Annotated in this window: 18 protein-coding genes and 2 pseudogenes; 9 read left to right on the top strand and 11 right to left on the bottom strand. The window is 53.2% G+C overall.

From position 1 onward, the window contains the following. Positions 1-74 precede the first annotated feature (74 nt). Positions 75-1328, bottom strand: coding sequence for an anti-sigma factor (locus tag ACY1JZ_RS10020; protein ID WP_462629046.1), 1254 nt, complete (start codon positions 1326-1328; stop codon positions 75-77). Continuing rightward, complete coding sequence (locus ACY1JZ_RS10015) at positions 1318-1821, bottom strand: sigma-70 family RNA polymerase sigma factor (RefSeq protein WP_462629045.1); 504 nt, start codon at positions 1819-1821, stop codon at positions 1318-1320. The genes ACY1JZ_RS10020 and ACY1JZ_RS10015 overlap by 11 nt, the downstream gene beginning before the upstream one ends. A gap of 216 nt (positions 1822-2037) precedes the next feature. On the opposite strand from ACY1JZ_RS10015, the pseudogene ACY1JZ_RS10010 reads away from it, so the two are divergent. Then, a pseudogene (locus ACY1JZ_RS10010) lies at positions 2038-3774 on the top strand (right-handed parallel beta-helix repeat-containing protein); the annotation flags it as partial. Positions 3775-4161: 387 nt separating this feature from the next. Further along, positions 4162-5577: a pectate lyase family protein gene (locus tag ACY1JZ_RS10005; protein WP_462629073.1), complete on the top strand. Its 1416-nt coding sequence runs from the start codon at positions 4162-4164 to the stop codon at positions 5575-5577. A gap of 130 nt (positions 5578-5707) precedes the next feature. On the opposite strand, the gene ACY1JZ_RS10000 is transcribed toward ACY1JZ_RS10005, so the two are convergent. From ACY1JZ_RS10000 to ACY1JZ_RS09985, 4 genes are all read right to left on the bottom strand, one after another. After that, the gene (locus ACY1JZ_RS10000) at positions 5708-6955 is read right to left on the bottom strand and encodes a glycosyltransferase family 4 protein (protein ID WP_462629044.1); all 1248 of its coding nucleotides are present in this window, start codon (positions 6953-6955) and stop codon (positions 5708-5710) included. Positions 6956-6987: 32 nt separating this feature from the next. Continuing rightward, positions 6988-7971 carry an SDR family NAD(P)-dependent oxidoreductase gene (locus tag ACY1JZ_RS09995; protein ID WP_462629043.1) on the bottom strand — a complete coding sequence of 328 codons (984 nt, stop codon included), beginning with the start codon at positions 7969-7971 and terminating at the stop codon, positions 6988-6990. Between the two features lie 75 nt (positions 7972-8046). Further along, positions 8047-8670 (bottom strand): DUF1796 family putative cysteine peptidase, encoded by a 624-nt coding sequence (locus ACY1JZ_RS09990; protein WP_462629042.1) that lies wholly within the window; start codon positions 8668-8670, stop codon positions 8047-8049. Between the two features lie 81 nt (positions 8671-8751). Continuing rightward, positions 8752-9666, bottom strand: a complete 915-nt coding sequence (locus ACY1JZ_RS09985) for an NAD-dependent epimerase/dehydratase family protein (protein WP_462629041.1) — start codon at positions 9664-9666, stop codon at positions 8752-8754. 163 nt (positions 9667-9829) lie between these two features. On the opposite strand from ACY1JZ_RS09985, the gene ACY1JZ_RS09980 reads away from it, so the two are divergent. Next, positions 9830-10171, top strand: a complete 342-nt coding sequence (locus ACY1JZ_RS09980; protein ID WP_270164835.1) for a hypothetical protein — start codon at positions 9830-9832, stop codon at positions 10169-10171. 108 nt (positions 10172-10279) lie between these two features. Continuing rightward, entirely contained in the window at positions 10280-10450 is a 171-nt protein-coding gene (locus tag ACY1JZ_RS09975; RefSeq protein ID WP_462629040.1) for a hypothetical protein, read from the top strand. A gap of 126 nt (positions 10451-10576) precedes the next feature. Here ACY1JZ_RS09975 and ACY1JZ_RS09970 read toward each other — a convergent pair whose 3' ends face one another. Continuing rightward, the gene (locus ACY1JZ_RS09970; protein ID WP_462629039.1) at positions 10577-11245 is read right to left on the bottom strand and encodes a pectate lyase; all 669 of its coding nucleotides are present in this window, start codon (positions 11243-11245) and stop codon (positions 10577-10579) included. Between the two features lie 450 nt (positions 11246-11695). Here ACY1JZ_RS09970 and nagZ point away from each other — a divergent pair, with 450 nt between their 5' ends. Both nagZ and ACY1JZ_RS09960 read left to right on the top strand, forming a co-directional pair. Beyond that, entirely contained in the window at positions 11696-12949 is a 1254-nt protein-coding gene (gene nagZ / locus ACY1JZ_RS09965; RefSeq protein ID WP_462629038.1) for a beta-N-acetylhexosaminidase, read from the top strand. Between the two features lie 305 nt (positions 12950-13254). Continuing rightward, positions 13255-13386 (top strand): annotated as a pseudogene (locus ACY1JZ_RS09960) (ISL3 family transposase); the annotation flags it as partial. Here ACY1JZ_RS09960 and ACY1JZ_RS09955 read toward each other — a convergent pair. Continuing rightward, complete coding sequence (locus tag ACY1JZ_RS09955) at positions 13379-14047, bottom strand: hypothetical protein (protein ID WP_462629037.1); 669 nt, start codon at positions 14045-14047, stop codon at positions 13379-13381. The pseudogene ACY1JZ_RS09960 and the gene ACY1JZ_RS09955 sit on opposite strands and share 8 nt — an antisense overlap. Before the next feature lie 456 nt (positions 14048-14503). Here ACY1JZ_RS09955 and ACY1JZ_RS09950 point away from each other — a divergent pair, with 456 nt between their 5' ends. The 3 genes from ACY1JZ_RS09950 to ACY1JZ_RS09940 all read left to right on the top strand — a co-directional run bounded on the left by ACY1JZ_RS09950 (position 14504) and on the right by ACY1JZ_RS09940 (position 15680). Beyond that, positions 14504-14758: a spore coat associated protein CotJA gene (locus ACY1JZ_RS09950; protein WP_462629072.1), complete on the top strand. Its 255-nt coding sequence runs from the start codon at positions 14504-14506 to the stop codon at positions 14756-14758. Further along, a complete protein-coding gene (locus tag ACY1JZ_RS09945; RefSeq protein WP_270164843.1) occupies positions 14755-15018 on the top strand; it encodes a spore coat protein CotJB in 264 nt (87 codons plus the stop codon). The genes ACY1JZ_RS09950 and ACY1JZ_RS09945 overlap by 4 nt, the downstream gene beginning before the upstream one ends. A 92-nt stretch (positions 15019-15110) precedes the next feature. Next, the gene (locus ACY1JZ_RS09940) at positions 15111-15680 is read left to right on the top strand and encodes a manganese catalase family protein (protein ID WP_270164845.1); all 570 of its coding nucleotides are present in this window, start codon (positions 15111-15113) and stop codon (positions 15678-15680) included. A 154-nt stretch (positions 15681-15834) separates the two neighbouring features. Here ACY1JZ_RS09940 and ytvI read toward each other — a convergent pair whose 3' ends face one another. From ytvI to ACY1JZ_RS09925, 3 genes are all read right to left on the bottom strand, one after another. Further along, the gene (ytvI, locus tag ACY1JZ_RS09935; protein ID WP_462629036.1) at positions 15835-16866 is read right to left on the bottom strand and encodes a sporulation integral membrane protein YtvI; all 1032 of its coding nucleotides are present in this window, start codon (positions 16864-16866) and stop codon (positions 15835-15837) included. A 50-nt stretch (positions 16867-16916) separates the two neighbouring features. Then, positions 16917-18047, bottom strand: coding sequence for a radical SAM/CxCxxxxC motif protein YfkAB (gene yfkAB / locus ACY1JZ_RS09930; RefSeq protein ID WP_462629035.1), 1131 nt, complete (start codon positions 18045-18047; stop codon positions 16917-16919). A gap of 227 nt (positions 18048-18274) precedes the next feature. Then, positions 18275-19387: an HD-GYP domain-containing protein gene (locus ACY1JZ_RS09925; protein ID WP_270164851.1), complete on the bottom strand. Its 1113-nt coding sequence runs from the start codon at positions 19385-19387 to the stop codon at positions 18275-18277. Positions 19388-19444 lie beyond the last annotated feature (57 nt).

Genomic DNA, 19444 nt, shown 5'->3' with positions numbered 1-19444 from the left:
CTGAACCACTTGCCCACTCTCCCTTATCCTGCTATCCAACTAGCATAGCGGAACCCTCGGCGACTGGCAAGATGCTAATCCCAATTCCACAATCTTGTCTCTCCCACCTCAATATGCTTGATCATCGTCTCCCGCTCCAGCGCCAACACCTCCTTGGTCGGGCCTGTAACGACCGCTCCATAGAGCCGCACGCCGTTGCTGCTGATATAATCCAGCACCTCCTGCACATTCAGAAATGGCGCCAGAGCGGCTGTCACCTGAGGATGACGACTCAGCATCTGCAGCGTTTTGATAAAATTGGCCTCGCGCAGCTCGCTGTCCCCATACTCCTCGATAGAAGGCGCACTTTTTAGCATTGAGCCGGTCTTTATAAACCAGTTCAGCTTCTCCTCGCTCTTGCTGATGACCTCCCAATCGTCCGCATGCCAGATCGGCAGGAAAGGGAACCCGACTGGCGAAGTGACCCACCCCTCCTTTTCTGCGTTCCCTCCGGTCTTAACGGCGAACCACTCTATCCGCAGATTACGACCCTCCAGCCACCTGAGCACCTCATCCAGCGAATAATAGTGGTCGAAGGACACTGCCGCTTCGGCAACGGTTCCCTCGGGAAGCTTCCTTAGCCTCTCCCATTGCCGGGACGATTCCACTTGGTCGCCTTCAGGCAGATAAAAAGAAGTGCTGATATATTTTGTATCATCCCAGCTCATATGCTTCTTGCCGATTCGGTTCAATATGAAGGTCGCCGACAGGCTGCCGATCTTAATATTCTCGCCCCCAACCTGCTTATAGAGCTGTCCCTCGACATCCGCGTTCAGCAGCCAGCCTAGAGAAGTGGCTTCAGACCTCAAGACGGTATTCGGATGAGTCAGGGTAATCGCCGATTGGGCGACATCCTTCAGCTCATCCAGTCTTGAATCGTCTCCGTAGCCATAATAGGTAGAGGTTACGATTCCCCCTGCGATCATGCATACGATGACGATGACCACCACGCTCAACGTATTGACAAGCCGCGCCTTCCACTTGCTGCGCCGAATAATACGCCGTTCCTCCAGCAGGCTGCTTCGCTGTTCCTGCGGCAGACTGCTTCGCCGTTCCTCCAGCAGGCCGCTTCGCTGTTCCTGCCGCTCTGGCAACCCTGCCGCTCCCGCTGAAGCCGCGGCCTTCTCCACCTCGTCCAGCTCCTGCGGCTCCTCCGTCATCGTCTCATTCAGATAGTCCTGGTATGCCTCCAGCTTCTCCAGCTCCTGCTCCAGCTCCGACTGTTCCTCCGCAGACAGTTCGCCCGCCGCGTACTTCCTCAGCTTCTCCTTGAATGCTTCACTCATCATCGTTATCTCCCTTCCTGCTGTTACGCAATCGTTGTCTGCCGCGGAACAACAGCACCTTCACGTGACCGATGGTAACCTTCATGATATTGGCCGCCTCTTCATAGGTTCGCTGATAATAGTCCACCAGCAGCACCGCCTCCCGCTGGCGCGGCGGTAGCAGCTCCACCTTCTGTCTGAGCTCCGCTAGCCGCTCCTGCTGCAGCACCCATTGCTCTGGCGTGCAGTAATCCGTCAGTTCACGCTGCAGCCATGCATCATCCTTCGGCACACTGCGTCGACGCTTGCGCGTATAATCAATAAACGCGTTATACGCCACCCGCAGCAGCCACGGCTTGACCTTCTCCTCTCCTATCCCTTCAAGATAGAGATAAGCACGGTAAAATGTATCCTGAACCAGATCCTCCGCCGTATGATGATCACCGGACAGGGAGAGAAGATAACGATATACATCTTGGATGTATTGCTTGTAAATGCTATCCAGCTCTGATCTCATCGTCTCCCCCTTGCTGTAGACACGTTTAACAGGCGGCAAAGGTTACACCTGTTCCAAAAATAATCCATGATTATCGGAAAACCCGTGATAATATGCGATATTAATGAGGTAATGATTATTGCGGTTATGACGCCATTTATGTAAATTTAAGGAGCGCTCGCATGGGGTAGCTTGGAGGAAGCCCCAAATGTAAGCGCTACAATAACTATTAGGAGGATGATGACAGACATGACAACACGAGTGGAGAAGGAGAGGAGAACAATGAAGAGACAAGGAAGAGCAAGGTCTATTGCCTTCTTATCCTTACTGCTGACTCTGGCGCTGCTAGTACCGCCAGGCAGCTTGCTAGGCTTCGGAGCAGCGCAGGTTGTAAGCGCTGACAATAATGATGTACTGCAGGACAATTATGATGACCTTACAGCCGGACAACTGCCGCAGGATTACATCGTATCGCCCAATCCGCCAACGAGCAGCAACCGGGTGACCGCCTCGGAAGCACCCGGACGCAGTGGCTATGCACTCTACCTGGAAGACCATTCGTCCTCTGCGCAGACACAGCTCATTCGCGATCTGGAGCAGCCGCTTACAGGCATCGTGACGGTCGAGTTCGACTGGTATCATGAGGGCAGCGCGCGTGCAAGCTCGCTCCGCCCGATGAAGATATTTTCCTCGACTGCAGAATCCTCATCCACAACGATCGTCGAGCTGCAGACTCGTGATGGCGGACGCCATGTTGCCCAGAGCATTCAAGGGACGCATCACCAGTTGATCTCCGATTTTGCTGCTGATACCTGGTATCAATTCAAGCTTGTCATGAACACCACCACCAAGAAGGTCGATACCTATGTCAACGGGCAATTGGTGCTCCAACAGGCGGACTTTGCCTCCTCCTCCGCGAGCCAGGTGCACCGTCTGAAGGTCTATTCGCAGAATAGTCCAGCCATCAGCCAATATATCGATAATTTAACGGTCTACACGGGCAGCGATTCAGGGAGCGGCACTGACCCAGACGGCAGTGGAACGAATCCGGGGGGCGGCGGCACTGACCCAGACGGCGGCGGGACAGCTCCAGGGGGCGTGGATGGCGACCCTGGCAGTGGCACCGATCCGGGCTTGCCTCCTGAGCCGGCAGCGGGCGATCTCATTGTCGCTCCACACGGACTGGACAGCCATCCGGGTACACTCACACAGCCGACCACATTGACCTCCGCCATCGCGCGTATCCAGCCTGGCCAGACGATCTACATGCGGGGCGGCACATACAGCTTCAGCAACACGGTGCTCATCGAACGCGGCAATAACGGACAGGCGGGGGCGCGCAAGCGCATTGCCAGCTATAACGACGAGAAGCCTGTACTGGATTTCTCGGCGCAAGCCTTCGATCCGATGAACCGCGGACTGCAGATTAACGGCCACTACTGGCATGTCTATGGCATCGAGGTGAAGGAAGCAGGCGATAACGGCATCTTCATCGGAGGCAATTATAACCGGATTGAGAATGTCGAGACTCATCATAACAAGGACAGCGGCCTGCAAATCTCTCGCTACGCCTCTACCGCAACACGGGATGAATGGCCCAGCTACAATGAGATTATTCGAGTGTACTCGCACAATAACTATGACCCGGACGATGGAGAGGATGCAGACGGCTTCGCCGCCAAGCTAACCTCTGGCCCAGGCAATGTATTCGACAGTTGCATCGCCGCTTATAATGTGGATGACGGCTGGGATCTGTTCGCCAAAACCGAGACCGGCCCGATCGATCCCGTCACGATCCGCAACAGCATCGCCTATAACAATGGAGCGACCTCCTCCGGCCTCTCCACCTCCAACAGCGACGGCAACGGCTTCAAGCTTGGGGGCTCGAATATTGCCGTCAACCATATTGTCGAAAATAACATCGCGTTTGGCAACAAGAAGCACGGCTTTACCTTCAACAGCAATCCGGGCTCGATTACGATGAGGAACAATACGAGCTGGAATAACGGCACGCGGTCTGGCAGCAACTTTGCCTTTGATAAGGGCACGCACCAGTTTGCCAATAATCTGTCGTTCCAGGCCTCATCCAGCGACAAGTACGCCAGCAGCACCGACATTGCCGGCTCCAACCTGTGGTGGCATAATACCAAGGGCAGCGTCAATGCCAATCTACTGAAGGTAACTGCAGCGGATTTCATCAGTCTGACACCAACAGTAAGCCGCGACGCCAACGGAACGCCCGTCCTCGGCGACTTCCTGAAGCTGACCCCAGGCAGCAGCTTGAAGGGTGCAGGCACCCCTGCGGGGACGGATATTGGCGCCAGCTTCCCTGCCTCTGACAGCTTCGCGAGCAGCGCTGCGCTGCCTGCTGCGGCGCTCCCTGCAGGCTCGGCTGATTTCGATGAGCTCGTTAGCCCGGCCGCCTCGGCAGCGGTTCTGCGCGAATATGATCTGACCGGCTTTGCAGCGGCAGGCGGTACAACGGGAGCTGGCACTATTGCAGAGAGCGACTCGCGATATGTGAAGGTGTACAATGCCGAGCAGCTCGGCATCGCTCTGAAGCGTCGCTCGCCCGTCAAGGTTGTCGAGATTATGAATGATCTGAATCTGGGCTGGAACGAGATTAGCTCGGCGGCGCGCACCGCGCCCTTTTATACGCATAATGCACCCAGCACCCATCCTGTCCTGCTGCAGACCGGTGTTAGTAAAATCGAGCTGGATGGCTTCGACGGGCTGACGATCTTCTCTCGCAACGGGGCCAAGATCAAGCATGCCGCGTTCGTCATCAAACGCAGCAACAATGTCGTCATCCGCAACCTGGAGTTCGATGAGCTATGGGAATGGGATGAGCTGTCCAAGGGCGACTATGATAAGAAGGATTGGGACTATATTACGCTGGAGTCATCCAGCAATATCTGGATTGACCACTGTACCTTCAACAAAGCATACGATGGCGTCGTCGATTCCAAGAAGGGCACGAGCGGCGTGACGATCTCCTGGTCGCTATTCCGCGGAGATAACGGCAGTGCTACGGGCTGGGTCGCTCAGCAGATCAACGCCATGGAGAGCAATCGCAGCGCCTACCCGATGTATAACTATTTGCGGGGTCTGGGTCTGACCACGCAACATATTATTGCCCTCTCTGCTGGACAGAAGAAGGGGCATCTGGTCGGCGCCAATGAGCTGGCGTCTGACAACAGTCAACTGACGATTACACTGCACCATAATTATTACAAGGATATGATGGATCGTCTGCCTCGTCTGCGCGGAGGCAATGCCCATGTATACAACATCGTGGCAGACAGCTCGCAGGCACATGCTTCATCAGCGATCCTGACGAATACCATGAAGCAATCGCTCGCATCCAAGGGCTACAAGTTCGGTGTCACCAGCAATGGCGCGATCGCTACCGAGAACGGCGCCGTATTGGTTGAGAGCTCAAGCTTCATTGATGTGCAGTATCCACTGCGCAACAATCAGAAGGACCCGTCCAAGCCGCAATATACGGGCAAGATCAGGGCGGTGAATACTCTCTATTCCATGAATGGCAGCAGCTTCAAGGGCAGCAGCGACACGGCGGGCAGTCCGCTCGCGCCTGTCCCGGCGCCGATCATTGCCTTCTCCTGGAACGGCTTTACCGCACTGCCTTACAGCTATATTGCCGTTCAGCCAGAGACACTGGCTAGCCGCCTCACCTCGAGCCAGGGCGCGGGTGCAGGCAAGCTGCAATGGAGCAGCGCACAATGGCTGCAGACTACAGGCGGCAACCCACTGTAATCGGATCGTTCTGAATCCATGCTTCAAGCCAGATTAAGCTTACAACAGGCTGGGCGGAAACCTGTGGTTTCATCGCCCAGCCTGTTTAATTGTGGGAATTATTGAACAACCTTAGCTGCATGGCTGACCCTCATAGCTTGACAAGCTGCATCGCGCGTTTTCTTTTTTCCACGGCTTTCCCATATAGCTCGCTCATCGACTGTGTCATAGTATCCAGCGACCAATGCTTGTGCGCCCACTCCTTAACTTGAGACCCCAGCTTCTCCCTTAGCCTGTCATCAGCCAGCAGCTCCTGCAACGCCTGAAGCAGCTTCTCCTCATCGCCAACAGGGAACAGCAGCCCGGTCTTGCGGTGCCGGGTCATCTCTGGCAGCCCACCTGCATCGGACGTAATGATCGCCTTGCCGGCAAGCTGTGCTTCAATGACAGACATCGGCTGGTTCTCGATCAGGCTCGGCAGGACGAATAGATCCGATTGAGCCAGCATGCTGGGGATGTCATCCCGCGCTCCCCAAAAGCACACCTTGTCGCCCAGTCCGAGCGCATGACATTGCTGCTCCACCTCTTGACGACCATCTCCATCCCCGATAAGCCAGCATACCCAATCCTGTCGAACGTACCTGAGGCGTGCCAGCGCTCCTAACAGGTACTTAAGCCCTTTGATTTCGGTCAGTCGCCCGGTATAGGTAATTACCTTCTGTCCAGGAGGCCGGTAGGAAGGGCCTGGCACATGGAGCTGTGCCATAAACTTCGGAATATCGTAACCATAATGAATGACCTTCAGGTTTGCAGCCGGCACACCGAATTCCTGCGTGAGGTTTGTTTTCATCCATTGATTGGCCAGCACGGTATATTCCCCCACTGATCCCCCCAATTGCTCGATCCGATTATAGTAGGCTTGCGCAATAGGGTTCGTCGGGGATCGGTACAGATCGGTTGTCATATGATACCGCATCTCATGAGCCACGCAGCCGTGAATGGTGGCCACCAGCGCCGTTCCGGGCGACCGCAGCCGGTTGATGGCTACCGTGGAGAATACGTCCTGGGTATGAATGAGGTCATAGCTATCAATGCCGATAGCCGCTACTGCCAGTTCAAATGCATAGCGCCGAAATTCGTTGTAATGCATTAAGGGATTGCAATGGAGCGACGGGTAAAGGGAAGCATTCAGCTTCGCCTCCAGCAGGGGAATCACATGATGGGTCTCGAAGCGCTTGCCCTGACTGGGCATGTGCACGAAGCTCCCAGGAATATCACCATAGCCCAGCGTATCCACATGATGCCCCTGCGCCTCCAGCCTCATCTTCAACTGCTCCATGTACGGCCATACGCCTCCCAGATGCGGAACATGCCAATACGTTGCTAGCAAAATCCTCATCGTTGTCCTCCTCTCACAAGTTCTCCACTGTTTTACGCGAATCCACTCGCGGCAAGCAGCTTACGGATGTCGGGTATTGACAATAGTGCGTCCTCTTCATGCCCCCCCTGATCGGCCACTCGCGGATAATCCGCATAATGGCGTAGCAGCTCCGGGTGCCCTGATGACGGCAGCACCACAATATAACGGTCGTCACAGACAACGGCATTGAGGCGCTCATAAGGTGTGAGCAGCACCTCACTCAGCTTCTCTCCCGGTCGGCAGCCCATTTCCTGCACCTGCATAGTCCGGTGGTCATCCTCGGAGAGCAACGCTTGCGCCAAATCAATAATTTTGCAGGCAGGCATCTGCAAGATGAAGGTCTCTCCCCCAACTCCCCTCTTAGCCGCAGTCAGCAGCAGGGTGCTGGCCATCTGGGGCGTCATGAAGTAGCGTACCATCCGACAGTCGGTAATACGGATGGGGCTCCCCTGGCCAAGCTGCTCCTGGAACAGATGCAGCACACTGCCGCTGGAGCCCAGAATATTGCCTCCGCGCACATTCATAAACCGCGTAGCCGTCGTATGCAAGTTAGCATGTGTAATCAGCTTCTCTGCCAGCGCCTTGGTCATGCCATAGAAATTGACCGCATCAGCCGCCTTATCGGTGGAGATATTGATAACCCTGCGCACCCTGTTGGCGATCGCTGCTTCGATCACATGCTGTGTACCGCCAACATTCGTCTTCAACGCTTCATAGGGCTGCTCCTCGCAAATATCGACATGCTTGAGCGCAGCGAGATGAAAGATATAGTCGACCCCTTGGCATGCCCTCATTAATGCCTCGCGGTCTCTCACATCGCCGATGCAAAAAGATAGTCTGGGATCATGAATCTCCCATCTCATGTTGACCTGGCCCGCCTCGCTGCGCGAGTAGACCACCACCTGCCGTGTCTTTAGCTCCAGCAATTGCCTGACCAATTCCCGGCCCCATGATCCTGTGCCTCCTGTGACCAAAATGACTGCGTTCTCGAACATGCCTTTTTTCCTCCTATCCTGAAATACCGCCCCGATCGGTCGCCGGCTTGAGTAAGGAGAGTCCCGTTATCGCCGTTAGTTGAGAGAGATGCCAGATAGCACCTGCTGCCACAGATGGTTGTTGCCCTCCCATTTCTCCACATTAGGAAACTGCAGGGCGCACACCTTCTCGAGCGGCCAATCCAATTCCACCATTCCGCCCACGGGGGCATGATTAATCAGTAGAACACGGAAATCATGCACAACCAGGCCGGACAGCACCCGCTCCAGCTCTGCCGCCTCCTCCAGGCTGCCCTCTGTACGGACAAATAGCATGCGGTTACACGTCTTGGCTTTCTCCAAAAACCGGCGAATACGACGGTCAAATTTCTCCTTGACGGCCGGGTAAGTGCCCAAATAATGAAGCGAGTTCGGCCCGATCTCAAAGTCATGGTTCGAGACAATGTTGTAGGCATCGTCAGATACACATACATGCGTCGTACCTGCATAGCCGATAATCCGCAAATGTTGCGGTTCCATAAAGCCCGCAAATCGGTTCAGCAGCAGACGATTGACACTGGCCAGCTCCAGCGAGCCCATCCAGTCGATCACGCCGGCGAAGGTTCGCAACTGATGGCGCTTCAACTGAATGGAAGCCAGACACAGATCGCCCAGGCTATAGATCGCATCATAGTTCCCCTTAATCTCTTGCAGTCTCATCGGTATCCCTCCTCTGTGTAATACAGCCCCGCATGTCCCCTTCGCCCCCCCTGTAAGCCCAAGAGTTGACAGGCGATGGACTCACCGCTGATGGAAAACGGAGGCGTATGCCGCCCCCAATCCGGCACGCAGATCCACCATAGGCTGCCATCTGAGTACATCGCGCGCACGGCGATTATCCAGACGGCTATGGCGAATATCCCCCATGCGTGCAGGTGCATGTACATGAGCCAGTGGCTCCCCATGAATATCCCCGATCAGCTCCGCCAAATAATTCACAGAGCTGCCGATAGCCGAACTGACATGGAGCAGCTCCCCCTCTCCCCTGGACGCTGCCGACACCAATGCCGACACAACATCCCCGACATATATAAAATCACGGGTTTGGCCGCCATCGCCATGAATCGTCACAGGCCTCCCTGCTGCCAGCCGCTCTAAAAATACGGCCACTACTCCCCCCTCTCCCTTGGCCGTCTGGCCAGGGCCGTATACATTACTGAAGCGCAATATAGTGAACGGAACACCGTATAGCCGATGAAACAACTGAATGTACAGCTCAGCGGCCAGCTTGGATAGGCCATAATACGAGATCGGATGTACAGGGTCTTGCTCTGTCAGCAGCGGCCGCTCCAGATTGCCATAGACTGCTGAGGTCGAAGCGAAGACCAGCTTGCTCCCTGCCTCCCGGCAGCCTTCGAGCAACCGTACAGTGCCGCCAATATTCACCACAGCATCGTGATGGGGCTGCTGTAGCGAATGCTGAACATCGGTCTGGGCCGCAAGATGAAAGACGACGTCGGCCTTAGTCGCAACGACCAGCTCCTTGGCTTCCTCACTGCGAATGTCTAATTGTACGAGCTGTGCATCCCCAGGCACTGCGTCTTGCTTGCCGGTGATCAAATTGTCCAGTACGACAACCTTCCAGCCCTTCTGCAGCAGCGCAGCAGCAAGATGGGAGCCGATGAATCCAGCGCCTCCTGTTACGATTGCTTTCATAGCGAATCTCCCCTACTGGTTTTTTATAGTTTATGTTCACCAGTAGATATTGGAATAAGCTATATGCCTGCTAGAGCCAGAAAATAGGTGGACAACGGGTACGTAGGTTCACTATCTTTCATATACTGCTAGAAATCGGGATTATAAGGGGAGGGATTCTGTTATGGCCGTCTACCGCCTCGCATCCATCGACGCGCTGATGTCGATGCAGCACGCGCAAAGCCTGGATGTGAATGTGAGAAATTTAGGAGGGCGCAGCTTTGAGGCGCTGCTGGAGGTCAGCAGCTATGCAGGCATCATCTACCGGGGGCTATGCAGCATTCAGCCCTACACGGTAACCGGACTCAGCCATTGGTTTAGGGATGTGGCAGCTACAAGTGTTCCCTTGGAACTGCGGGTGATTACCAATGCGATGGCCACGAATGCTGCAACGGTAGAAGTGCATGTGAAACAATATGGACAGGTTATAGGCATCTTTACGCAGGAGCATTTCGAAATGAGTTAGAACACAAGTCGGCTTCCTCCGTAGGGTGAAGCGAGGAGTGCGAAGGGGCGTCAGCTTCCGCTAGGGTTACTCTGTCAGCTTAAAGCTATTGAAGGAGAGGTGCGAAGCATGAATTCATTTCAAGTGACAGGAGATTTATTCAATCGGCTCTTTGTACAGCAGGTTGCCCATCCAGAGCTAACGGTTGACTACAGTAGCTGGATGACCATCCTTGAAGCTCTGCCAGATCATTACAGTCTGCCGGATCAGGAAGTCATCCCCCTCATACCGTCACCGTAGCTTTAAACTCTCTTGTATGAGCTAAGACGGCATAGGATAGCAGCAGCACATCAATCAAAGCAAGCACAGGCGCATCAAGTGGGAACTGTACTGTCCCCTTGAGCGCCTGTGCTTTTACGTGTTCGATCAGTATTGCGTGTTGCCCGACTGACTCGTTTTGCCGGAAGCAAAGCCTTTGAATAGAGTAGGTACCTTATGATAGCGGGTATTTGTAATTTTGGCTTGGCTCGAGCTGCTATCTGTACGGAAGATAGAGTCCTTGACGTTGGAAATCTGGGAATTATCTAAAGTGAAGTTGACCTTGAAGCTTGTCCCTCCATTCTGACGAGCAAGCTTGCCGATATCGTCTGCGCGGAAGTTCTTGATATTGATTGTACCGGCAGCATTAATCTGAAAGACCTTATCATACGCCTTGAAAGCGCCTCCACCAGTGATGTTGACTGTTCCTGAGGATTTGAGCGTCAGTGCATCCTCGCCCACATCCAGCCAGGTTACGTTGCTGACTGTAGCATTGCCGTACACATGCACCCCATCAGCTCCAGGAGCGCCAATGTACACATTTTTGAGCGTGGCATTGTTCTCCAGTCTGAAGATCGGCTTCTGATTCTCCGCCTGGCTCCCATCTCCCAATGTGTTGGGATTGGCAACATAGGTTTTGCCCTGACCGTCAAATGTCGTGCCCGCGGGTACAACGATTGTGGCATTCACAACAATCGGCGCGGCATGAACAGGCTCAATATTTAATCCAAGCACTAAAACCAGACTGGATAATAGCAATAGAAGGGATTTTTTCATAAAGGGCTTCCTTTCTGTACCATGTTTTTATAGACTCACAGTCTCTAGGCTTGTCTGAAAACGCTGAACGGAGCAGAGCTTGTCGAGTTCTCCAGGCAAGGCGCGTTTTCGCAGGCGTACCGCGGGTACGTCTGCGAAAGGCAACGCAGCGGGAGGCGAAAAGTCGCTGAGAGATGCCCTCTTGAACAGATTTTCAGACACGTTCTAGTCATGCTCATGTTCCAAAAGAAAAGCTCACCCCCTTTTGTAACCGCTACCATTTTCAAAAAAAGACTGTGTTTGTCTATAGGGTACACTACTAAATTATACATAAATTAGATATTATAAGCAATAATAACATTAGCTTAGTGTACGGCTTCAAAGATAGCAGGGACAAGCAGCAAGTGGTGTATACTATAAATAGACGTTCCCAGCCAACATGAATAATGTGCAAAAAAGGAGAGAACCGCCATGTCCAAAAAACTATCGCTCTGCTTGCTGATCGCAGCCATGGCCTTCGTCCTGCTCAGTTGCAGCACAGGACAACAGCCCGCCCCTGAACCACAAGCTCCCCCTGTAGACATCGGACAACAGCCCGCCCCTTCCACGCAGCCACCGACAGATCCCATCGTGGAGCAGCTAGGGGAAATGAGTCTGGAGGACAAGCTCGGACAACTAATGATCGTCGGACTTGAGGGCACCAGCATGCAGGAGGACGCGCGTGCGATGGTCAAGGAGCATAAGATTGGCGGGTTTATTCTATATAAAAATAATATCGCATCCGCCTCTGCGACTGTGAAGCTGCTGGATGAGCTGAAAACCGCCAACCTCGGCAATCCCGCTCCGCTCTGGCTCAGTGTCGATCAGGAAGGCGGCAAGGTAAGCCGCATGCCGCAGGAGTTCATCAGCCTGCCATCTGCTCGCGAGGTCGCTGCGCGTGCCGATCTGGATTATGCTTACGGAATTGGAGAAGCGCTCGGCGCCCAGATCGGCTCGCTCGGCTTCAACATGAACTTTGCCCCCGTACTGGATATTGACAGCAACCCGGATAATCCGGTCATCGGTGACCGTGCCTATGGCAGCACGCCTGACTCTGTCATCGAGACAGGCATCGCCGTCATGGAGGGGCTGCAATCCCAGGACGTGGCCGCGGTGGTGAAGCACTTCCCTGGCCACGGTGACACATCAGTCGATTCGCATCTAGACCTCCCTGTTGTCAACAAATCGCTGGACGAGCTGGAGGCATTCGAGCTGCTTCCCTTCGTCGAAGCCATACAGCAGCAAGCGGATGCGGTCATGGTGGCCCATCTGCTCATCCCGGCACTGGACGAGAAGCTGCCTGCCTCCCTGTCTTATGCCGTCATCACTGGATTGCTGCGAGAAAAGCTAGGCTACGACGGCGTGGTCATGACGGATGATATGACGATGGGCGGCATCGTGAAGCATTACAACATCGGCGAGGCGGCTGTTCAGTCCATCCTGGCAGGCAGTGACATCGTACTGGTCGGGCACGACACGCAGCTTCAGCTTCAGGTGCTTCAGGCACTTCGCGCCAGCGCCCAATCTGGCCAGCTCAGCGAGGAACGGATTGATGAGAGTGTATATCGGGTCTTGAAGCTGAAGTCCAGGTATAGCCTGCAGGACGAGGTGCTAAGACGAGTCGACGCGGCTGCTGTTAACAAGCAGATTCAGGCTGTGCTAGGCTCCACAGATAAGGGAGAGTAGCGCGTAATGTAGCAGAGCATTTCAGAGCTTTTAGTGTGACGGCTGCTGAGGAATCCTGTTGAAGAGCTGTGGCGCTTGGGCTCAATCTCCGCAGGCTTGGCTGATTTGTCAGAGGAAGGATGATTATAAACAAAACCGCTAACGTTATAGGCCAGATGCCTGTACCTGTAGGCTCCCTACCACGGCGAGCGGGCTGCGGTTGAACTGCATGTTGCTTTGTGGGCGCAATACAACGGCCCCTTGGCGTGACGGAAGCGATTGGCTTAAGGCACGATGCAATGGGATGCGAACGATCCGGCCCTTTGACCAATGCAACGGTCGAGGGCAGGCACAACCGGATTAAGGCCTTTCAACGCCGCCATTATTTCACCCGTAATCGCAGCCGTTATATCGCGGGCATACTGATCGAGTGCAACCGACATCGGTTACTCAGCTAATTGTCAAGCACTGCTCAAGCGGGCTACAATAAGAAACTATGCTATCTTTATTAATAATTAATGCAATACGTTCACGTTTGTCTTGGGAATAAAGTATTAAATAAAAATTTGAGTAAAGCTCATTAAAGTTGGCATGTTTAATAAAGGTGTCTATTTCTTCTTTCAGAATATTTCCCTTAACTGTCCTCAGAACAACATTAGTAATCCTTTTATTCATACGGGTTAATTTTTCGCTCTCTGTTAGATCCATCTTGTATGGGAGATTGGTTTTCAAAATGGTGGTTTTAATATCTTGAGTCGCCTGAGCCTGAGCCTTACTACCAGGAGCCTTTGGGTAATCTTTATAAGTATTGATGTAGTAGCTTGCAAATGGAGTAAAAACGATAGACAGAATGAAGAGCAGTACACAGAGCATGACGTAGCCCCCCATTACCTTTCTTAATGAATAAAGTCCTGCTCCGAATGCCATCATCAGAATGACAAAAATAATCGTCAACCTTATAAATTCGGCAGGATTGGAAAAAGAGATCCATCCTCCGCTACTTTCACCCCCAAAACCTGGGAAACTGAGCATCATACCTACTAACAAATAGTCAAAAGACGATCCAACAGCAATACTCAAGAGCAGCATACATGTAATCAAGATGCCCTTAGGAGTCACGCTAAGCTTCTTCTTATCCGATTCTATTATTCATCCCTCATCTTCCTTTAATTTTCTAAAGTATAGCTTGTTAAATCAGTCGATTACTGTATAAATTAATCATTTAATGAATCTTTAGTAAATATAGATCAAAGCAGATACAATCAAAACTCCTGTACGCATCCCTGAACTTCTTCCCCGTTTCGATCATCTGTCCCTCCTCTACCTGCCCTAAGTATAACCACCTAAACAAGTCGAATACTGTCGAATTTTGCCCTTTAACAAATATTTAGGAATCATTTACAGTAATTCCTACCTCTCCGGAAGGACCTCACCCTGAAAAAAACTGGAACTATGGATGGGCTATTGTCATATAGTCTCTATAGCACAGAGTGACGGCTAGCTCTTAGACCAGCTTGCCATCGTGCAAGCAGCAAGGAGGCGATGATTGTGAACAACCCGATGCCCAACAGTCAGATGGTTAATCCAACAACGAACAGCCAGATTCGTGAGTACTACCCGTTTATCGGTCCCTTCGATCCCTGCCCGCCGATCCGGGTGAAAACCTATGTCGTGCCGCCGAATCAGTTCGTTACCTTCCAGCCGATGAATCTCCCCCAATTCTCCCCTGCCGAGGCGCTGCGTCTGGGTACGCTATGGCCTGCCTTCTACAGCAACTATACCTCCAAGCGTCGAGGCGAGGTGATAAAGGAAGGAGGGCATGAAGAATGAGCGAGATGCTTGATGCAGAATATTACAGAAGACTGGAAGAGCTGCAGCAGCTTGATTTTGTGTTAGTGGAGCTGACCCTCTATCTGGATACCCATCCCAACGATATGCAGGCGATTCAGCAATTCAATCAGACCGCCCAGTCACGCAAGCAGTTGGCCTACAACTTCGAGATGGATTATGGCCCGCTGCTGCAATATGGTCACAGTTATTCCCGTTACCCCTGGCAATGGTCGCAGGCTCCCTGGCCTTGGCAGGTGTAAGCCAGTGCACATCCTTGCTTATGTATAGTGGCTAAGCGCGCACGGATTCAAACCAATGAACGGCTACTCAGCCGTGTAGTGGAGGTGTCACGATGTGGGTGTATGACAAGAAGCTGCAATACCCGGTTCGGGTGAGCAAGTGCGACCCGCGCATGGCCAAATTTCTGATGGAGCAGTATGGCGGCGCCGATGGCGAGCTTGCCGCGGCCCTGCGCTACCTCAATCAGCGCTATTCGATTCCAGATAAGGTCATTGGTTTATTAACAGATATTGGTACCGAAGAATTTGCTCATCTTGAGATGATCGCCACCATGGTCTATAAGCTGACCAAGGATGCCACGCCGCTCCAGTTGGAGGAAGCCGGGCTAGGCGCGCACTTCGCCAATCATGACAGTGCGCTGTTCTACGAGAATGCCGCAGGTGTCCCATGGACAGCCGCCTATATCGCAGCCAAGGGCGATCCACTCGCTGATCTGTATGAGGACATTGCTGCCGAGGAGAAGGCTCGCGCCACGTACCAATGGCTGATCGATATGACCGATGATGTGGATCTACAGGATGGATTGAAGTTTCTGCGAGAGCGAGAGATTATTCATGCCCTCCGCTTCCGGGAAGCGGTAGAGCTCATCAAAGCCGACCGCGAGCAGCAGAAGGTGTTCTAGCATCCCCTTATCGCAACTGTCCGCGGCATGGCACGTATACTTAAATGCAAGACCAACATACCATATTCGCACAACCCTGCAAGCGCTGCTCGTCCTCCACTACAGGAGACAGAGCAGCGCTTCTTGGTTCCGGTTCCGTATTCTATGCAGAGATTTACAGCTTGATCTTCGTCTGCAGCAGCCCAGCCTCACGCGCTGCCGTGAAGATGATGACAACCATGGGGCCAATGAAGACACCGATCACTCCTGCCAGCTTAAAGCCGACGTACAGGCTGACCAAGGCTGACAATGCACTGATCCCGACGGCATCGCCCAATATCTTCGGCTCCACGACACGCCGGAAGATCGTAATGAGCAGGAACAGCAGCAGCAATCCGGCTCCGGTGTAGCTATCGCCCGTCCCCAGCAGGTAAGCAGCCCACGGGATCAGTACAGCTCCCGTCCCTAGTATCGGCAGCAGATCGACAAATACGATCAGCAGCGCAATCGCAAGCGGGTATTTCAGATCCAGAAACAACAGCCCGATTAATGTCATAATGTAAGTTAGCATACTGAGAATAAGCTGGGAACGGAGGAAGCCGAAGATCGATCGGCGCAGGCTGTCCAGAACTTCATTCACCTGCTGTCTGGATTTGAGCTCGAAGAAGGAGAGAAAGGCGATTTTCAGGGTATGCAGACTGTACCCAAGCAGATAGACGGCGACTATAAACACCGTGAAGAAAATGAATAAGCCGGGAATCCCCTTCGCGAATGAGACGAAGGAGGCAGAGATGCCTGATACAAGAGATGAGATGGAGTTGGAGAAGGTAGAGAGCCAGCTTTGCAACTGCGACTGAGTGTCTGGGGTAAGCCGGGTATAATACAGCTCCATACCGGCGATCGTATCCTGCATCACCATATTAGCTGTACCGATATAATGCGGAACCTTGTTCCAAAAATCGATCAGCTCTGCAATGACCTTGACGCCCAGCAGCACGATCAAGCCGAGCAGCAGGAGCGTGAACAGCGTGCTTGTAATGGTCGCGGCTGCCGCTCGCTTGAGATGTAGAGAGTGCATGAGCAGTTGTACGAGCGGCTCCAAGAAAATGGCGACGACCAAGGCCAGCAGGAAGGGCGCTCCCGCTGTAAACAGCAGGTACAGCAGCGCCAAGCCTACGCCTGCAGTTACCATTGCCCGAACCGACATGGGATCATGCTTCGCCTCCTTGGCAGGCTATCTTGTGACACCCATTCGTGCTACAAAATAGCGCGGCGCGTCGTAAAATCGGTAGTCTGGTAATACATATCCTTCACCAGCAGATTCGGCCCACAGCAGCCCGCAGCCGGGCAGCGGCAATCAATGCTTCTGGCCAGAGGATGCTCCAGCCAGCTCTCGAAGATGTCGCTCAGCCGATCATGCTGCATATTGCCAAAGGCTTGCACATCGGAGAAGTCCGTTACGAACACCTCGCCGGTGAACAGATTGACATTGAGACGATTGCGTCCATCTGGGTCGTTGCGCACGGTCACATTAGGCTCGCTGCGCAGCCGTGCCAGCAGCTTGCGCTCCGCTTCATCCTCGCTGCAAGCGAAGAACGGCAACGTTCCGAAGAGCATCCACACGTTCGGGTCGCGATGATCGAGCAGCCGCTCGATGGCCGCCCTCATCTCTGCCTTGGACAGCATCGGCAGCGTAGAGGCAAATGCGCTGGGATACATCGGATGCACCTCATGCCGCTGGCAGCCCATCTCCAGAATCAGCTTATGAATCGCCTCAATATGCTGATGGGTACGGTAGTTAATCATCGATTCCGCCGAGACGATCATCCCGCCCGCACTCAGACGCTGCGCGTTGTCGATCATCCGCTCGTACAGCTTGGCTGCTGCGGCAAGCGGCGTCCGATGCGGCGACTTCGCAAAGCCGATCTCCCAGAAATCATGGACATCCCTATAGTTAAAGGATATGTGCATCACGTCCAAATATGGCAACAAAATTTCATAGCGGGCATAATCCAATGTCAAGTTCGAGTTCATCTGCGAGCGCAGCCCGCGCTCCTTGGCATAACGAAGGATCGGCACGATATAATCTCTCACCGTCTGAGCCGCAAAGGAGGGCTCTCCGCCGGTAATCGAGATCGTCTCTAGCGTATCAATCTCTTCCAGACGATGCAGCATCTGCTCCACAGGCAGCTTGCCGGGTTCATTATATACGAGCGTATCTCCTACCGCGCAGTGCTCACAACGCATATTGCACAGATTGGAGACCGTCATCTCTACGCTGGTCAGTTGATGCCGGCCATAGCGCCGCAAGGAATGGATCGGGTCCCAGGGATCGCTGGAGGGAGATTGTAGAAGCGGGTGTACCGCATTTTGAGGCAAAACTTTCATTTATATCAACACCTTTTGATTGGTAAGCATACTTTATCATTGTAATGAACAATACTGCGGGTTGCAATAGATGGAGTGAACGTGTTCCCCGCTTGCCCTGTGCAGCACTCTGCGGGTACACACAAAAAACGGCTCCGCTCCCCCATTGGTACTCTGGATGGAAAACGGCTGGCCGCTTATAGCTACTCATTATATTTGCTGCTTACTGAATCCCCGGCCTTCACACCTTACATTCCCCTGGACGACATCTCCATTCCATCCATCACATGGGTAATCATAATGCTGAGCTGCTTGGAGAGATCGACCTCATAGGGTATGGACATGATTTCCCCCGCTTCATTGTACAATATTCGGATGATCGGCCGCTGCGGATACGCCGAGTTCATATCGACGACCACACCCGTTTCCCCTGTATTCAGCTTGACCGTCAACCCGATCGGATAGATGACGATCTTGTCGCGGAATAGCTGCACCATCCGCTGCTCATATTGTGCCCCTGTCCCAACATATAGCGCCTCGATCGCCTGATGCGGCAGCATCGGCTTGCTGTAGATACGCGAGGCTGTCATGGCATCATAGGAATCAACGATACCGATCCATTTCGCATAATCATGAATCTCATTGCCAGTTATGCCGCGCGGATAGCCGCTGCCGTCCAACCGTTCATGGTGCTGAAAGGCACAATGCGCCACAATAAGCGGGATATTCGCTTCGTCCTTCAACAGATAATATCCATACTCGGTATGGCGCTTCATCTGCTCATATTCCTCATCTGTCAGCTTGTCTGGCTTGAATAGAATCGAGCTGGGAACCTGCGTCTTCCCGACGTCATGAAGGAGCGCTCCCATGCCAAGTGTCATCAATTCTTCATGATTGTAGCCGTACTCCATGCCTAGCAGAGTCGTATAGATACATACATTCAAGGAATGCTGGAACAGATAGGAGTCCACCACCCCGATATTCACCAGCATGGTCATAGCATCCTTGTGACCGCCGAGCTCATCCAGCAGCATAGCCATCACCTTTTTGAAATGCTTGGCAATATACGGGTAAGTCGCCCCGCCACGCTGCTTCGGTGAATTCATCATCTCCTTGAAGCTGTGCCGGATCGTCTCCAGCGCCCGAAGTCTGGTCTCCTCGCTCACCATCTCCGGGATGACAATATCCGAGGTCATCGAATCTTCGATATACACAAAATTAATGCCGCACTCTCGCAAACGCATGATCAGTCTCTCTGTTAATTCGACGTGCTCCCCCAGCAGAACGAGTCCTTCCTCGGAGAAGATCCGCTTCCCCAGCTTCATTCCCGGCTTGCACGATGATATGGGCACCAAACGCATGCTATCGACACCCCTGCCCGTCCACTATTTCATTCTATCTGAGAGCGTGTATACACA

It is taken from the genome of Paenibacillus sp. J5, from assembly GCF_054955055.1.
This window is presented reverse-complemented; position numbering and strand designations above follow the sequence as displayed.

Excerpts from the sequence above, each read along its gene's own strand:
- ACY1JZ_RS09995 (WP_462629043.1), bottom strand. The coding sequence starts at position 7,971 with ATGTTCGAGAACGCAGTCATTTTGGTCACAGGAGGCACAGGATCATGG.
- ACY1JZ_RS09925 (WP_270164851.1), bottom strand. The coding sequence starts at position 19,387 with ATGCGTTTGGTGCCCATATCATCGTGCAAGCCGGGAATGAAGCTGGGG.
- ACY1JZ_RS09980 (WP_270164835.1), top strand. The coding sequence starts at position 9,830 with ATGGCCGTCTACCGCCTCGCATCCATCGACGCGCTGATGTCGATGCAG.
- ytvI (WP_462629036.1), bottom strand. The coding sequence starts at position 16,866 with ATGTCGGTTCGGGCAATGGTAACTGCAGGCGTAGGCTTGGCGCTGCTG.
- ACY1JZ_RS09985 (WP_462629041.1), bottom strand. The coding sequence starts at position 9,666 with ATGAAAGCAATCGTAACAGGAGGCGCTGGATTCATCGGCTCCCATCTT.
- ACY1JZ_RS09990 (WP_462629042.1), bottom strand. The coding sequence starts at position 8,670 with ATGAGACTGCAAGAGATTAAGGGGAACTATGATGCGATCTATAGCCTG.
- nagZ (WP_462629038.1), top strand. The coding sequence starts at position 11,696 with ATGTCCAAAAAACTATCGCTCTGCTTGCTGATCGCAGCCATGGCCTTC.
- ACY1JZ_RS09970 (WP_462629039.1), bottom strand. The coding sequence starts at position 11,245 with ATGAAAAAATCCCTTCTATTGCTATTATCCAGTCTGGTTTTAGTGCTT.
- ACY1JZ_RS09940 (WP_270164845.1), top strand. The coding sequence starts at position 15,111 with ATGTGGGTGTATGACAAGAAGCTGCAATACCCGGTTCGGGTGAGCAAG.
- ACY1JZ_RS10015 (WP_462629045.1), bottom strand. The coding sequence starts at position 1,821 with ATGAGATCAGAGCTGGATAGCATTTACAAGCAATACATCCAAGATGTA.
- ACY1JZ_RS10020 (WP_462629046.1), bottom strand. The coding sequence starts at position 1,328 with ATGATGAGTGAAGCATTCAAGGAGAAGCTGAGGAAGTACGCGGCGGGC.
- yfkAB (WP_462629035.1), bottom strand. The coding sequence starts at position 18,047 with ATGAAAGTTTTGCCTCAAAATGCGGTACACCCGCTTCTACAATCTCCC.
- ACY1JZ_RS09950 (WP_462629072.1), top strand. The coding sequence starts at position 14,504 with ATGGTTAATCCAACAACGAACAGCCAGATTCGTGAGTACTACCCGTTT.
- ACY1JZ_RS09975 (WP_462629040.1), top strand. The coding sequence starts at position 10,280 with ATGAATTCATTTCAAGTGACAGGAGATTTATTCAATCGGCTCTTTGTA.
- ACY1JZ_RS09945 (WP_270164843.1), top strand. The coding sequence starts at position 14,755 with ATGAGCGAGATGCTTGATGCAGAATATTACAGAAGACTGGAAGAGCTG.
- ACY1JZ_RS10000 (WP_462629044.1), bottom strand. The coding sequence starts at position 6,955 with ATGAGGATTTTGCTAGCAACGTATTGGCATGTTCCGCATCTGGGAGGC.